Source organism: Anabaena sp. FACHB-1391 (assembly GCF_014696755.1).
In the GTDB taxonomy this organism is placed as follows: domain Bacteria; phylum Cyanobacteriota; class Cyanobacteriia; order Cyanobacteriales; family Nostocaceae; genus Dolichospermum; species Dolichospermum planctonicum.
This window is the reverse complement of sequence record NZ_JACJQS010000012.1, coordinates 58,287-73,232: the sequence shown is the minus strand read 5'-3', so window position 1 is coordinate 73,232 and position 14,946 is coordinate 58,287. Positions and strand designations below refer to the sequence as shown.

Below are 14,946 nucleotides of genomic sequence, written 5' to 3'. Positions count from 1 at the left end.
ATAAACACAAAATCAATACTTTTCATACTTCGCTAATTACTTGATTCATTATCTGCATAATCAACGAATAAACACTGATATATATTATAATTATTAGTATTAATAGTTTTAGATACTGTCGAGTAATAAATGTGCCTTTCCTCTAGCAGGTATTTATTCTTAATCTCATAGAATAGTTAATAGACGCGTATATATAGATAATTTAAATATAAAATAATACAGTATTTGCACCATATCAGTGATAACCTCAGCACTAAACTTAATATCAAGCTATTAACCTTATTTTTGCTCCAGATACTTCACAAAAATCATCGGTGGTACGATTGATGACAGCTGTAACGTTGTAACTAAGAACGTGAGTTAGTAGTTGCAATTTTTTGTGAAGTACAACTACTAACTTTAATTTATAACTTATAACTTCTGCAATAATTCCTGAGTTAATTGCATAAATGCTTTAGAACCCGCTGTATTGGGACTTAGTAAAGAAACTGGCATAAAACTATCAACGGCTTTGGCAACATTCACATCAACTGGTATTTGCGCTTTACAGATTTTATCTACTCCAAAATCTTCGATGACTCGGTGCATTACCTGTTTATAATATTTACTATTCAGGATATTTGCGCTGGACATACTAAAGACTATTCCCAAGATTTTAATATCTATTTTGGCTTCCTGTTTGTGGCTATCTTTTAATTGGGAAATCCGTCTTTCTAAAAGTTGAATTCCTACTACAGATAAGGGTTCTGGCCTAGCTGGGAGAATGTAGAAATCACTACTAGCTAAAGCACTACGAGTCATGAGATTATAACCGGGAGCACAATCTAAAAGAATAAAATCATATTCATCGCGCACAGGTTTTAAGATATCTCTAATTAAGACTCTTTCAAAGCGATTCCAGATAGTTTCAAAGTCCTGTTCACCCAATGCTACTGATTGATTATGCAGCATTTCCGAAACCACAAATTCATCATATAAATCTATATCTCCCGGTATTAAATTTAATCCAGGAAGATTACAAACTTGCGGTTGAATAATGTCATGAATGGTAAATTTTGCCTCTGGTTCGGGGTTGATAATTTGATCTAGCAAATATCTCAATGTCTTTCTTTGTTTACGACGTTTGGCAAACTCTACTGGTGACATTAAACTCAGTGTGGCACTAATTTGACTATCTAAATCTAAAACCAGGACTTTTTTCCCGTAATTTTTCGCTAAACAAGTAGCTATATTGACTGTAATAGTGGTTTTACCGACTCCACCTTTCATATTTGCTGTTGCGATTATATGTCCCATTTTACTTCCTCTACTGACGCTTTCCCATTTAGATAGCGTTCATATTATCTAATAGATTTTAACTTTGGTTATGTTACTCAGACCCCAGACTTCTCCAAGAAATCGGGGATATTGTTAGGATAGTTTAATACTTTGTGCTAATAAACTCTGAAGACGTTGCAAGTGCGAACCAACTTGGTAAACTAAATCACCTTTGCCTATCAGATAAGCTGCTACGGTTGATGTTCCACCTAAAATGATTTTTGAATCAGCTTCACTTTTGGTGCTGAGTGCAACCCTTCCAGGTAGGTTAGAACGGATAATTGGGGTGACAATACTCGCTTCTGGACGTTGCGTAGAAATAATCAAATGAATACCTGCGGCTCTTGCCATTGCGCCTAAACGTTTGATACTTTGTTCTAATATGGTGCGAACCTCTTTTTCTGCCATAAAATCAGCATATTCATCAAAAATACAAACAATGCGCGGTAACATTGGGGAGGAACGTTGATTATAAACTGTTAAATCTGCACATTTAGCTTTTTCAAATTTTTGATAACGAGATTCCATTTCTGCAACTAGTTCTTGCATTAATTCTACAGCGCGATCGCTATCTTTGACAACTGGTGCATATAACCATGACATTTGTTCAAATTCGGGAAATGTTACCCGCTTAGGATCAACTAAAGCAATTTTTAAATGTTGGGGAGAATGACGATAGATTAAACTGAGAAGAAGCGATCGCAAAAATTCACTTTTTCCGCTTCCTGTTGTTCCTCCCACCAAAAAATGACAGGTATTTGGATCTGATAAATCAGCCTCTAACAATTTACCATCAATACTCACCCCAATGGCAATTTTTACGGGTGCTGTTGGGGGTAAAAACTGCTTTTGAATAAAATCTTCAAACTTAGCAATTTGTCTATCTTGACGCGGTAAATCAATACTTACATAACCAGCTTGAGGTGCAATTAAAGGCGGATATTCTAACCCCAATTGTACTTGTAAATCAGCGGATAATTTGAGAATTGAATTTACCTTTACACCCGAATTTGGTTTAAGTTTGACTCTGATAAATGCTGGACTTACCGCAGCACCATGATACTCAACACCAATACCAAAAGATTGCAAAGTATTAACTAGATCTTCGCCTATCTTATCAGCTATAATAGATGGATCTGGCTTAGGAGGTTCTGTATCTGAATTTTGATCATGATTAGATTCAACATCAAAAAAAGTTTGACATTTTTGTTGTTGGGGACAAATTTCACATAAATGAGGTTGAGTTGTCCCTGGTGGTGGGTTAGGATTGGGAGATTCCCAACTTAACCAGTTTTGCATTTGTAATAGTTTATAGGGAATTAATTGATGAACCGTATTTTCTAACTGTTCCCAAGAATATTTGTACTCTTTAAATTCTGGTAAAACACAATAAACAGCAGAATCAACAGGTGTTTTTTTCTGCTTCGATAACATATAACTATAGAGAGAGACTTGCGCTAATTGTGCTGCTGAATCTACAGGTTGATAGGTTTTAAATTCTACCATAAAAAGGCGTTTAAGTTCAAAATTAAAAACCAGACAATCAAACTCACCTTTAATTAATTGCTTTGTGCCATTAGGTAAATCAAAGTAATATTCTAAATTGTGTTCTCCAGAAATAAAAGTATTCTGAATAACTGTTTCCGCACTGCAATAACGACGATTGATGATCAACAATTCAGTAAACTTTTTAATTAATCTTTGTAAACCTTGCCAAACTTGTAGTAGTAGAGAGGCTTTACTCGCGTCTTTTGCAATTGCATTTTGCAAATAGGGAAAGAACTTAATTTGATAGAATAATTGTTGAATTTCCAACGAAATTACATCTACCTTTAATTGTGTTGCAGATGGATTAAATAAACTTTTAAATCTGGGTTCAATCAGCAGTAAATTAATAAAATCATCTGCTAACTTATGAAAAACATTACCAACACCCCCAACAGTATCTTTAGGAGAGAATATGGCTTTACAATTAAAATGGTGATTTAGATAAAATAGTCGAGGACATTCAAAAGCTAATCTAACTTTCGTCGGAGTTAAAGAGGAATTTTCAGATTTGTGATCTACCATATTAAATACACGACTGATAACATCAGGATTGGATATTTCAAGCAAGCGATAATGAACAGCAGCGAGATAAACAGTATCCATAGCTGCATAGTTTAACTGTTTTTGAGTCAGGGGACGTTTTCCCCAATCACTGCCTCCTTCTTCTGCGTCTACATGAGAAAATTGACAGAGTTCAGCAGCTAGAGTTTTTAGTTTTAAGTTGGTAGTTTGTAAAACTTCTTTAGTGATTTTTCTCGCTATTTTTAAAGTACAAGTGACATTTTGAGCTAGTTCTTTGCCTAAATATTTTAAATCAAAACCAGCATTATGAAAAACTTTCTCAATTTGCGGATTAACCATGATTTGGTTAATGAAATATACAGCCAAATCAGGTTTACCCAAAACATCAAAAATGTAAGCAGATTCACCAGTTAAATCTGTATAATCAGCCAATACCTGAATTAGTGCTAATTTTGGTTTATCGGTATACCAATCAGCAATTTCTGTATCTATCCATAGGGTTTTAGATAGGGACAGTTGGGAAATTTGATTGTAAATTTCAGAAGCTTCTGTCAGGTAGTGCATTGGCTGATATAAAAAATGTGCTGGATAGATTACTTGCGAGGAACTAAGCAAATTAATTGAGCTTCTGGCTTGGCTTTGGGGTCAAGAATTTGAATTTTATTTTCCTCACATAGTTGTTGAATCAATACATTAATTTGAGCTTCGTTAACTGTGGGAAAGTTGCTAATAGCATTGTCAATTAAAGTTGGTTTTCCTAAAAGATGTTGAGTTTTAACTAGATTTAATAAGAAATCCTTAACAGGTCTTAAATCTTCTCCTTCCTTACCATTTGTTTCTGGTTCTGGCTTTGGTTTAGAAACAATTCCCAAATCTTGTAATAAAGTACATTTATGCAAAATCTCAGATTTATTAATTAAAGTTTCTAGTTCTTGTAAATTAATCGTTTGTCCACCAATTACCAATTCTTGAGATTTGGCAGAATTTACCAAACTTTGATATGTTGCCAAATAGTGAATAGACTGTAAACTTGGTTTGATATGAACATGATTAGTATCAGTGAAAATCTGTCTATAGAGTTGATTTCCAGCCATGTTTGGTTTTCCTAAATCCCCACCACGAATTAAGTACATAGTTTGACAGAGATTTTTTTGAAGGACTGTTTGACAAGCATTCATTATATGATAAAAGCTATTCATATTTGAGTCTTCTGTCCAAACTATACCCAATTTTTCCCGCTTGGTAGGATGTTGATAACTCAAGGAATAACTAGCATACTTTCCGCTTAAGAGTTTAGTCTTAACTCCCTGCATTTTTAAACTAGATATAGACTGCTGCAACATCTGAATTAAATCAGGTGATGATAACAGAGAAATCTTGGTAATTTTCCCCTGACTTTTTGTATATTCGTGCTGCCATAATAATTCAAATTCTGCTTGAGGATTTACGGGTGGTGGAGGAAGAGTTGGATCTGGAACTGGAAGTGGTGGGGGAGGAATAACTTTATATTTTTGATATTCTTCACGACCTAGAGTTAGTGCATTTCTAGGCATAGTTTTACCACCAGGATAGGTTTTCTCTAAAATTTCCCGATTTAGGGGAAAAATAGGAGATTCAGGTCTGGGGTTTGCTAGTTGGTGTAATGACTGAAGTTGATAGGACCAAAGTGCTTCTGCCTGTTCTATCGTAATACGTTTTAACTGAATTGTTTTATGTATTCCGGCCTTATCTGCTGGGAGAATCCGATCAAAATGCCGCTTTAATGTATCTGTAATAACGCTAATTATCACCAGAAAATTTTTCAGATTATCCCCATGAATTGTGGTATTGACATTGAAAAAAGGTTGTATGTCCAGAAAACCTTCTGGTAACTGGGGCATAGTATCTAAATTGTCAAAACATAAAACAATCGGTTGAGTTTGTGTAGAAATTCTGCCAAAATTTGCTAAGATATTTTTTGCAGCATCTTCTGTATCAATGCAAGTTTTGACCTTGATTTCCTTCATAGAATCTTCATTTAAATCATCACCACGTAGCCATTCACAAGCTAAATCATATAATTCTGGATTTGCCAGATCATGCAGCACTCCAAAAAACATATCAGGATTATAAATCCCTGCTTTTTTATAACTATCCTTGAGGTGTTTGATAAATTTTTGCCGATTACTTTGTAATGCTTCCCAAAAATTATCATTAAATATTCGTTGTTTTATATCGCGTTTTGTAAACGCCGTTAAACTTTTTAGCCACAATATTAACTGTGATTCTTTTTCCCCTTCGGGAACTTGAATCAAACTATCAACAGTGTGACGTAAAATATGCCGCCAAATATTACTACTATCAGCCCAGTTGCAGAGAATATAAGCAAAAAAGGCTTTCGGGTTAAGAGTACGTTTCAGCCGACCTAATACATAACTTTTGCCAGAACCAGACTCACCAGCTAATAAAACTGTGCGGCTACGATGATCTTGACCTACTAAATCAAGTAAACCTTCAATTTCTATGATTGCGTTTTTATGAATTGACTCAACCATGAGTTTTGAATCTTGTTCTTCAGCCCAAAAATTAGTAGGCTTTAAATTGATCACGTCAAAAGGGTTGACCTCGCGTTTAATAATGTCGTTAATGTCTGTCATAGATATAGGTGAGTGAGAGGAAAAAGTAATGAAAAAATGAAAAATATTGGAAAAACTGTTAATTAACTATGAGAAAGAACAGTTGTCCGCCAATATTTTGAGGAATTCCCGCGTCAATTTGTTCTGGTGTATAAGCACTGACTTCTTGTAAGGTACTAAAATCAATTTTGTCACTTTTTTGTAATCTATACAACGCCTGATCTAAATCATCTCGCAATAAAGGTGGTTGTAATTTTTGCCGTAAATGGAAAATTGGTAAATAATTCTCTGTACCCAATTCCCGATCTAATTTTTTGATAGTCTCTAAAATTTCTTCATCACTGATATTGCTAGGAATATCAGAATGTGATTCTATATTATCAGAAACTAAAGTAGAAACTTGTTTTGACTCAAACCGCAAATTCTTCCGTAAAAACTGCACATAATTACCTAGCAAATTAAAGTCTATATTTGCTTTTCCTTCGGGAATATATTCATCCCGCAAAACCTCAATACCTCTTTCTGTTAACCAAACTTCAGTTTTAAGTCTTTTCATTTTAATTTCAGCAGAAATCAAACCCCTTTCACTCAAGGTTTTTAAGATTACATCTCGTTGATCAGATTTTAGTCCTGAAACTTTGATTTCACTGGGGGCTATTTTTCCATAACTTTTACTTATCTTCTCCAGTACCTTGAGTTCTTGATCATCAATAGGTAACTGTGCTAGGTCGAGTTTCAATAGTGCTTGACCAGCAGGTAAAATTTTGACCGTAGCAACTTCGCGGGAATAGTCCACATATTCCAATTCCCCCAAATCTCGACAAATTTTGTTTTTCTCGCTTTTAAAACCATCAAAAGTGCCAGAACTCAAGCTAGTCCGATAATTGGCACATCCCAGCAGCTTTAATAGGAACTTTAACTGTTTCGTTTCCATCGGTTACTTAGATTGTATTTGATACCTAACAAGTCTAGTCAGAATTACAAAAAATTAATAAACCTTCTCCAAAATAACACAATGAGTATAATTCGTCTATATTTCTACAATTTTTTCAACACCAAGTGGATATGTTTCCTTAGTTCCCTTATGTTTCAGAAAAATCTTATACAGATAGTAAATAATTTCCACAAAAAGCGAGATTTATATGTATCATCTTTTAGATAACTAGATCATCCAGAAATATTAGCCTAAATACCAGGTAAAATCATGAATAATTACAGCCATTGTCCGCGCACTTATCTGCTGCAAAAACCAGTAAATAAAGATCAAATCAAACAAAAAGAATTATGTGATTTTTGTTGGAATCAATATTGTTTTTGTTGGTCAGAATACTGTTTAAACGAATGGTATGAAATACAAATAAAACATGACCATCTAAAAAGTAGACATCATACCAAAGATAAAAACTAAAATAGACCTGACTTCTCTTTGCGTCTTTGCGTCTGTGGGAGAGGAAAAAAACTTAGGGTAGTCCAAAAACTGCCCCTAATCAACAATCTGCTAAAATCAAATTCCACTCATCTTCAGACAAGGGTATCACCTCTATTTCCATAGCAAAACAATCACAAGCTGCGGCTATTAAGGCCTTAATAATTGTGTCTTGATTAATACCTTCAGGAAATTGAATAGGATGAAAAAACTCCTGATTAAATACTTTTATAAACAAATCCACAGCCGGGTTTAATCGTATAGAACCATGTTGAAGAACTGCGTCACCTCTGCGTAATTGGGCGCTACCAATAAGTTTAGAACCATCTGCTAAAACCAAATCTGCACCAGTGGCCGTTCCAAAACAATTAGGATTATGAATATAACCGCGTCCAGCCTGACCATAGTACAACTCTATGCCAAGCGATCGCCATCCTTGGATTAAAAATTCACAAATCTTTGCATATATTTCTAGAGTATTGCCCCTGACTCCAGAAGTAACAACTGAGTAAGTTAAATCACCTTGGTGTAAAACCGCTCTCCCACCAGTAGGACGACGTACCAAATCCAATTTTTCGCCTTTCCAGATTAAATTTTGCCAAAATTCAGGATATTGACGTTGATGATAACCCAGAGAAATTGCCGGGGGAGACCAGGTATAAAAGCGCAGAATCGGTGGACATTTTCCCGACTCATGCTGTACTAATAACCAACGGTCTATAGCCATCTGGACAGAACCAGAAGCTGCTAAAATCGGAATAAATCGCCACTGCTCAGGCATTAAAAGTCAACCCCCAGGCTAAAATACTAAATTAGTGACAGCAATAGTTACAGCAGTTTTCATGTATTTAAACCACAAAATCAACGTATTTCTTTACGGCTTTGCTCCTTTGCGTCTTGGCGCGAAATACCAGAAACATAAGAAACATAATTTATACCGCAATAGTGCAATACTTAAACTGCACAAAACTCAGATTGCAGATATTCATCATTATCATCAGCGATAGTTGCAACGATAGTAATGATCCGGGAAACTTCCCCCGGAGACAACTCTGCTAAAGTGCGTGTAGAAATCACCACCACTTGATTGTCAATAATCCCAAAACGGGATTCAAAGGTACTAACACAGTTCAATTCTAATAAATATCGTGTTAATCTGGCCTCATCTTGAACTGGTAGCGTCAGTACGGCAGACCAAACCGTAATTGTATCTTCATCAGTAGTTCCCGTCAACTGTACAAATACTTCTACACTGCCATACTGGAATTTCCACAAATACCCACCCTCGGACGAATGGCTCACCATTGCACTTTGATCTTCCGCTAGAGTATTAATCACATTTTCAATGACTTCTACATGATTTAGCGGTGTGGTTTCTTGCATAACTTCATCAAGCAACTCTTCTGGAGATTGGGTTTCTAGGTAGCTTGCCATACAGATTTTTTTCCAAAAATATAGTTCCTAGTGTAATCTACTATTATGCTACCAAAAATGCCAGTATCTACTTTGCTTGTTAATCTAGCTCTAGCATCAGCGTACATAAAAAACCGTTGATATATATCGAATTTGCTTTAATCTTTATTGAGAAGTATAAATAAAAGTATAACTATATAATAGCTTATGTAAAATCCAGCCAATCTGACAATTATTTTTTCCCGGTTTCAGACGTTTACATCCAGAAATATTAGATGTAATTTGTCTTTACCACCGTTGGGTATCAACATTAGGTAAAGATTCTCCAATTTATTGTTTACTGCGTCTGATCAACTAAACACAAAACCGTCTATCTTACTTTACTTGCAGCAAACGCCTTTTGTCGGTTACATAAACTACTAATTTGGTTGATAAATTTAATCAAATTAATCAAAAATAGTTTATTTGGTACAGCCCAAAAATCACCTGACTTACTTGGTGTTACAAGATGCAAGACGAACAGTAAAAGAGCAAGTTAATTTACAGTATCAGGGGATACGGAAATATGAGTTAAATTCTGCACTGTTGTGTGGAGTTCTCTAAAAACTCAAATTGACAAGTTGGGGTGACATCTGTTAAAAGATTCTGGAATCTCACGGAAAAAAAACCAAAAACTTTTGAGAGATTTTTCCGGATTAGTCAAAAAATCTCTGATTATTGTTACACTGATTTTAATAAGCACTATGAATATCAAGCTTGATCACAGCACCCCATGTCATTTAACTTCCTTCTTTGCTTTACTCATGAAAGAAGGTATTTCCCCGAATCAAATCGTTCTTGGTATTGTTCAGTTAGCCACTCAAACACATGAATTAGATGGCATGATGGCATCAACAGACTGTTTACGTTTGCTACTAGTGCTAATGCCAGCAACAACTTGTGCTAAAGGCGTTTCCGAATATATATCATCTTTAGCAGCAGAAGGCATTACCACTTTGATGCTATTAGATGCTCTTAGTTTAGCTTGCTACCTTTGTGGGCAATTAGATGAAGCTAATTTAGTTCACTTGACTTACAAAAGATTACAGGCAGATGCAATTATTTCCCAAATGCTTCGTGATTAAGAACTAAATTATTAACTTTTGTTACTTTTTTCACAATCCAACCATTTTTAAGTTATTTTGTACTCATACAGTTCAATTTCGGACTGAACAATTCCGTTTGTTTACTAAGCAATCGGTGAAATACTATATATTCTCTGTCTTCTCTGTGCAATTCTTGGTTAGTTGCTGTTAAGACATGAATCATGGCTATGATTTTAATCTAGCAATGTTTATAGAGTGTTTGACAGCAGCTTATCTATCAATTGTGATTGAGTTTAGAGTTCTTCAGTGCTGGGATAAATCCCTACATCAAAACTGCTCAACTTTCCCACTCACCCTGTTGATATTCCATTAAAACCTGAAACTAAAATTATTGTCTGCCAAATTGCCAAAACGTTAGATCATGAATGCAACATTTCTGGAAATATAGGTTTTGCAGATGAAGCGAGCATTTGGTTTCCAGAAGTTAGATTAATAATTTCACCTTTATTTCATCTGGAGTTGGCATCTTGAGAGATGAACAGTATCGAGCTAATAACAATGCTTACTTACTCTCCAGAACCGACCTTGAGAACCAGCTTATCAAAATCACCCCTATTTGCAACGGTGACGGAAGCACTAGGTAACGTTCCTATTGTCCGCTTAAATCGAATTCATGCCAGTTGTCAAGATCATCATTTATATTTAAAACTAGAATCTTGTAATCCCGGTGGGAGTATTAAGGAAAAAAATGCGGCTTATCTGGTGAATGAAGCCGAAAAACAAGGTTTGTTGCGGTCAGGTGGTACAATTGTTGAATCTAGCTCTGGTAACTTTGGCATTGGATTAGCAATTGTGGGCGCAACCAAGGGTTACAGGGTGATGATTATTATTGATGCGAAAACCCCTGTCACCATGCGAAGAATGCTGACTGCGTATGGTGCAGAATTGGTACAAGTTCCTCTGAGTGCGGCTGATGCTCAAGGTTCGATGCAAGTAGCAAGAATGGCAAAAGCTCAGGAATTAGCCACAAATATTCCTGGTGCATGGTATCCTTGTCAACATAAAAATCCTAGCAATACTGATGCCCATTCCCTGTGGACGGCGCGGGAAATTGAAGCTGCTTTCGGTGGCGCGCCAGATGCTATCGCGATTGGAGTCAGTACAGCCGGACAGTTGGGCGGTATCAGTCATTACTTTAAAAAGTATTATCCCCAAACCAGAATTATTGGTGTAGATGTGGCAGGATCGGCTATTTTTGGTACACCCAGACACCCTTATAAGATGACTGGACTGGGTTTATCTTTCGTTCCCCCCAATTTTGACCCGCAAGTGTTAGACGCAGCTTATAGCGTGGATGATGGTTTAGCGTTTTCTGTTTGTCATGCTTTGGCTAAACAGGAAGGTATGCTTTTAGGTGCTTCCACAGGTGCAATTGTGGCAGCAGCCTTAGGGGATGCTGGTAGATTTACTCAGCCTCAAACTATGTTACTACTTAATCCTGACCGGGGCGATCGCTATTTAGAAACAGTTTACAATACTGATTGGCTTACAAGACAAGGAATCAATATTCTTGAACATTCCCATCTCACAGAAGCAATTGCTAATCTTCTGCCTGTACCATTAGATATTGTCGGTAGGAGTCAAGAGTGAAATTGCAAGAACCCCAATCTCAATCAGTTAGTTTCGGCACTTTATGGCGGGAATTTTTGCCTTTATCCCTTAGTGATGTGACTATGGCCTGTGGTGATCCGATGATTACCACTACATTAGCTCATCTTCCTGATGCTCAAGTTAACCTGGCGGCTGTAGGTATTGCCAAATCTTTGGCGATATTTTTTGAAAGTCCGATTATTATGATTTTGCACGCTTCTAATGCTTTAGCTGGTTCTCAAGATTCACGCAAAGCATTGTGGCGGTTTACATTATTGGTGGGTGGGGGACTAACTTTTTTATTAAGTTTATTGGGACTACCGATTATATTTAGTTTTGTGGGTGTGAGTCTGTTGGGCATACCATCAGCAATGTTAGCCACTGTTAGTCAAGTATTATTACTAATGGGGGGTTGGCCATTTGCGATCGCTTGGCGGCGTTATTTTCAAGGGTTATTAATTTATCATGGTCAGTCTCGATCTGTAGCTAAAGCTAGTATTCTCAGGTTATTCACATTAGCATTAGTCCTCACAGGTGGATTTTTCTTCCCCATATCTGGGGGTATACTTGCTGGACTTGCCCTCATCAGTGGGGTGATTGTCGAAGCAGTAGCTGTAACAATTTTTGCTCGGCTTTATGGTGCAACTATACCGCCGGAAACAGTCACACAACCTAATTTACCCCGTAACTTAGCACAAGTTGGGAAATTTTATTTACCCTTAGCTAATTCCATGATGGTGGTTTGGGGCGGAAGGGCGATATTAATTAGCGTTATTGCTCGCGCTGAAGATGCCACAGTGGCTATTGCTGCTTGGTCTGCGGCTTGGGGACTGGTTCTCGTAATTGCCAATTCTACCCGCATGATACAGCAAATGGTGATTAAATATCATCATCAAGTGAGCGATAAGCAATTACTGACTTTTGCTATCAGTGTCGGCGCTGCTTGTTCTACCTTACTATTATTCATGAGTTTAACACCTGTAGGCGATCGCATTGTCCAAAGTTTTATCGCTAATGATCTTACCCTGGCTAAAAGCATGAAACCAGTTCTTTTAATCTGTGCAATTGTGCCATTACTAGTAGCTTTACAAAATGCAACTCAAGGTTTTTTAGTCAGTGAAAATCGCACAGGTCACGTCAATCTATCTACTTGGTTAGGAACAGCAACTTTATTAATAATTGCTACTTTAGCTATTAACAAAGGCATGAATGGGGCAATATCTGCCGCTATGGCTATGATTACATCTATGTTAGTTGAAGTTACCTGTTTAATTTGGAAACGAGCGGCAAAATCACAGTAAATGTACTGCCCTTATTTACATGACTTTGTACTTCTAATTTGCCTTTATGAGTTTGGACAATAGCCAAAGTAATAGCCAAACCTAATCCCGAACCACCAGTATTGCGAGAACGATCTGCATTAACTCGATAAAAGCGCTCAAAAATGTGGGGAAGATCAGAATTAGGAATACCAATACCTGTATCTTTGATAGTAATTACACCTTGATGATCATTAGTTGTCAGATGAATATTTACTTCCCCAGATGCAGGAGTGTATTTAATGGCATTACTAACTAAATTCAACAACATTCGATAAATTTGACTTTCATTACCTTGAATATAAAAATCAGATTGATCAGGAATGTGACTAGATAATAAAACTTGTGCATCTATAGCTATTGGCATTAATTCTTCTTCTACATCTGCAACTAAATCATTTAAACAAATTTGTTGTAATTTGGCTTCTTGCAATCCACCTTCTAGTCTAGATAATAATAACAAATCCTGTATTAAGGTTACTAATCTTTTAATTTGTCTCTCCAGTGCTTTTTGAGTTTCTGGGTTAATTGAATTTGTTTCGACAATGGTTTGTAAAGATGTAATAGGAGTTCTTAATTCATGTGCCGCATCAGCGGTAAATTGTTGTAATTGTTGATATGATTTTTCAATGGGCTGCATAGCTAAACCTGCTAACCACCAACCTGCACCACCAATAATGATCATAGAAGAGGGAATACCCAATCCTAATAACCAATGTAAGCTATTCATATAATCATTTAATCTTTGTACAGTTCGTCCAACTTGTAAATATCCCCACAATTGATTATTGTTGATTTTTAAGGGCATTAAATGTAAATGATATAGTTCACCATCACGATTTTTGATATCATAAGAATGATTGAGGTAAATATTATCAGGAAATTCATCGGAATTATTACCAATTGCGGCAATTGCTTCTCCTGTTGGTGTTAAAAATCTGAGATAATATCCTTCTGCCAATAACCCCAGTAACTCTGATTCTGATTTAATAGGTAAACAAGATTGTTGTTTAAAACAAATTCCTGGCAAAGATTTCTGAGTAGTAATAGATAATTCTCCAGGAATTTTTAACTCTGTTTTTAATTGATCTTCAAATACCTTACCAAAAACTTCTAATTCTCGATCAACTGTGCGAGTAAAAGCTTGTACCATAACAATATGAGCCATATAGCCACATATTAATAAGGTTGTTCCCATCACACCAGCATAGGTAATGGCTAATTTTAACCGAGAATAATTGAATAGTGAATTATTATACATCTGATTTTAGATTCTATAAATACAAGATCCCTGATTTCTGGCATTAATTGATAACTTATTGACAAAATAAAAAAGAAGTCGGGGATCTCAACTATGCAGAAAAACGATAACCAAAACCTCGGATAGTTTCAATTGCTTTATAAAAACCACATTCTGATAATTTACGTCTTAGTAATCTTACTTGTGCAGCAACAACATTACTCACAGTATCACTTTCAAAATCCCACAATCTAGCGCGAATTTGTTCATGAGTTAGTATTTGTTGAGGATGTTGCATAAAATATTCTAAAAGTTGAAATTCTTTAGCTGTGAGAATAATTGGTGAAGAATTTTCCGCTTCTAAATTCACAACTGAAAAATTACTATAATCTAACATTAATGAACCTATTTGTAATTGCGGTGGTTGAAAATTTGGTAATCTTCTCTGTAATGCTCTTACCCGCGCCAATAATTCTTCCATCCCAAAAGGCTTAACAAGATAATCATCTGCACCCGCATCTAAACCCGTAACACGATCATTCATGCTATCTCTAGCTGTTAATAACATAATTGGTAATTGATTTTTTTGCGCTCTTAATCTTTTACACAATTCCAATCCTGACAACTTTGGTAACATCCAATCTAAAATCGCAATTTCATATCTTAGTGGTATTGTCTGTAAATAATCCCAAGCAGTCTCTCCATCTTCCACCCAATCTAATACATAATTACATTGGGTAAGAGCATGATGAATACTCATTGCTAAATCATGTTCATCTTCAACTAATAATAAACGCATATATAAAATATA

12 protein-coding genes are annotated in these 14,946 nt (G+C 35.9%); 4 read left to right on the top strand and 8 right to left on the bottom strand.

The genetic code is table 11. The annotated features are described in order from the left end of the window. Positions 1–411: 411 nt before the first annotated feature. From H6F62_RS07940 to H6F62_RS07925, 4 genes are all read right to left on the bottom strand, one after another. Complete coding sequence (locus H6F62_RS07940; protein WP_190371766.1) at positions 412–1,296, bottom strand: ParA family protein; 885 nt, start codon at positions 1,294–1,296, stop codon at positions 412–414. Positions 1,297–1,410: 114 nt separating this feature from the next. After that, positions 1,411–3,951, bottom strand: coding sequence for a DNA translocase FtsK (locus tag H6F62_RS07935; protein ID WP_190371765.1), 2,541 nt, complete (start codon positions 3,949–3,951; stop codon positions 1,411–1,413). A 29-nt stretch (positions 3,952–3,980) separates the two neighbouring features. After that, positions 3,981–6,023, bottom strand: coding sequence for an ATP-binding protein (locus H6F62_RS07930; RefSeq protein WP_190371764.1), 2,043 nt, complete (start codon positions 6,021–6,023; stop codon positions 3,981–3,983). A gap of 58 nt (positions 6,024–6,081) precedes the next feature. Then, on the bottom strand, positions 6,082–6,936 hold the full coding sequence (locus H6F62_RS07925) for a transcription factor RcaD (RefSeq protein ID WP_190371763.1): 855 nt from the start codon (positions 6,934–6,936) through the stop codon (positions 6,082–6,084). A 270-nt stretch (positions 6,937–7,206) separates the two neighbouring features. Between H6F62_RS07925 and H6F62_RS07920 the strand changes: the two genes are divergently transcribed. Then, positions 7,207–7,410 (top strand): hypothetical protein, encoded by a 204-nt coding sequence (locus H6F62_RS07920; protein ID WP_190371762.1) that lies wholly within the window; start codon positions 7,207–7,209, stop codon positions 7,408–7,410. A gap of 79 nt (positions 7,411–7,489) precedes the next feature. Here H6F62_RS07920 and H6F62_RS07915 read toward each other — a convergent pair whose 3' ends face one another. Next, on the bottom strand, positions 7,490–8,209 hold the full coding sequence (locus tag H6F62_RS07915; protein ID WP_190371761.1) for a biotin/lipoate A/B protein ligase family protein: 720 nt from the start codon (positions 8,207–8,209) through the stop codon (positions 7,490–7,492). Positions 8,210–8,382: 173 nt separating this feature from the next. Further along, on the bottom strand, positions 8,383–8,862 hold the full coding sequence (locus H6F62_RS07910) for a YbjN domain-containing protein (protein WP_137908181.1): 480 nt from the start codon (positions 8,860–8,862) through the stop codon (positions 8,383–8,385). Between the two features lie 722 nt (positions 8,863–9,584). On the opposite strand from H6F62_RS07910, the gene H6F62_RS07905 reads away from it, so the two are divergent. The 3 genes from H6F62_RS07905 (at position 9,585) to H6F62_RS07895 (ending at position 12,877) form a co-directional block, all read left to right on the top strand. Further along, positions 9,585–9,965 (top strand): hypothetical protein, encoded by a 381-nt coding sequence (locus H6F62_RS07905; RefSeq protein WP_028084553.1) that lies wholly within the window; start codon positions 9,585–9,587, stop codon positions 9,963–9,965. Positions 9,966–10,484: 519 nt separating this feature from the next. Then, positions 10,485–11,576: a cysteine synthase family protein gene (locus tag H6F62_RS07900; RefSeq protein ID WP_190371760.1), complete on the top strand. Its 1,092-nt coding sequence runs from the start codon at positions 10,485–10,487 to the stop codon at positions 11,574–11,576. Beyond that, positions 11,573–12,877 (top strand): hypothetical protein, encoded by a 1,305-nt coding sequence (locus H6F62_RS07895; RefSeq protein ID WP_190371759.1) that lies wholly within the window; start codon positions 11,573–11,575, stop codon positions 12,875–12,877. The genes H6F62_RS07900 and H6F62_RS07895 overlap by 4 nt, the downstream gene beginning before the upstream one ends. Here the strand turns inward: H6F62_RS07895 and rppB are convergent. Both rppB and rppA read right to left on the bottom strand, forming a co-directional pair. Next, positions 12,837–14,156, bottom strand: a complete 1,320-nt coding sequence (gene rppB / locus H6F62_RS07890) for a two-component system sensor histidine kinase RppB (RefSeq protein WP_190371758.1) — start codon at positions 14,154–14,156, stop codon at positions 12,837–12,839. The two genes, H6F62_RS07895 and rppB, sit on opposite strands and share 41 nt — an antisense overlap. A 91-nt stretch (positions 14,157–14,247) precedes the next feature. Next, positions 14,248–14,934, bottom strand: a complete 687-nt coding sequence (rppA, locus tag H6F62_RS07885; protein ID WP_190371757.1) for a two-component system response regulator RppA — start codon at positions 14,932–14,934, stop codon at positions 14,248–14,250. Positions 14,935–14,946 lie beyond the last annotated feature (12 nt).

Coding starts and splice junctions, on each gene's coding strand:
- H6F62_RS07940 (WP_190371766.1), bottom strand. CDS start 1,296: ATGGGACATATAATCGCAACAGCAAATATGAAAGGTGGAGTCGGTAAA.
- H6F62_RS07935 (WP_190371765.1), bottom strand. CDS start 3,951: ATGCACTACCTGACAGAAGCTTCTGAAATTTACAATCAAATTTCCCAA.
- H6F62_RS07930 (WP_190371764.1), bottom strand. CDS start 6,023: ATGACAGACATTAACGACATTATTAAACGCGAGGTCAACCCTTTTGAC.
- H6F62_RS07925 (WP_190371763.1), bottom strand. CDS start 6,936: ATGGAAACGAAACAGTTAAAGTTCCTATTAAAGCTGCTGGGATGTGCC.
- H6F62_RS07920 (WP_190371762.1), top strand. CDS start 7,207: ATGAATAATTACAGCCATTGTCCGCGCACTTATCTGCTGCAAAAACCA.
- H6F62_RS07915 (WP_190371761.1), bottom strand. CDS start 8,209: ATGCCTGAGCAGTGGCGATTTATTCCGATTTTAGCAGCTTCTGGTTCT.
- H6F62_RS07910 (WP_137908181.1), bottom strand. CDS start 8,862: ATGGCAAGCTACCTAGAAACCCAATCTCCAGAAGAGTTGCTTGATGAA.
- H6F62_RS07905 (WP_028084553.1), top strand. CDS start 9,585: ATGAATATCAAGCTTGATCACAGCACCCCATGTCATTTAACTTCCTTC.
- H6F62_RS07900 (WP_190371760.1), top strand. CDS start 10,485: ATGCTTACTTACTCTCCAGAACCGACCTTGAGAACCAGCTTATCAAAA.
- rppB (WP_190371758.1), bottom strand. CDS start 14,156: ATGTATAATAATTCACTATTCAATTATTCTCGGTTAAAATTAGCCATT.
- rppA (WP_190371757.1), bottom strand. CDS start 14,934: ATGCGTTTATTATTAGTTGAAGATGAACATGATTTAGCAATGAGTATT.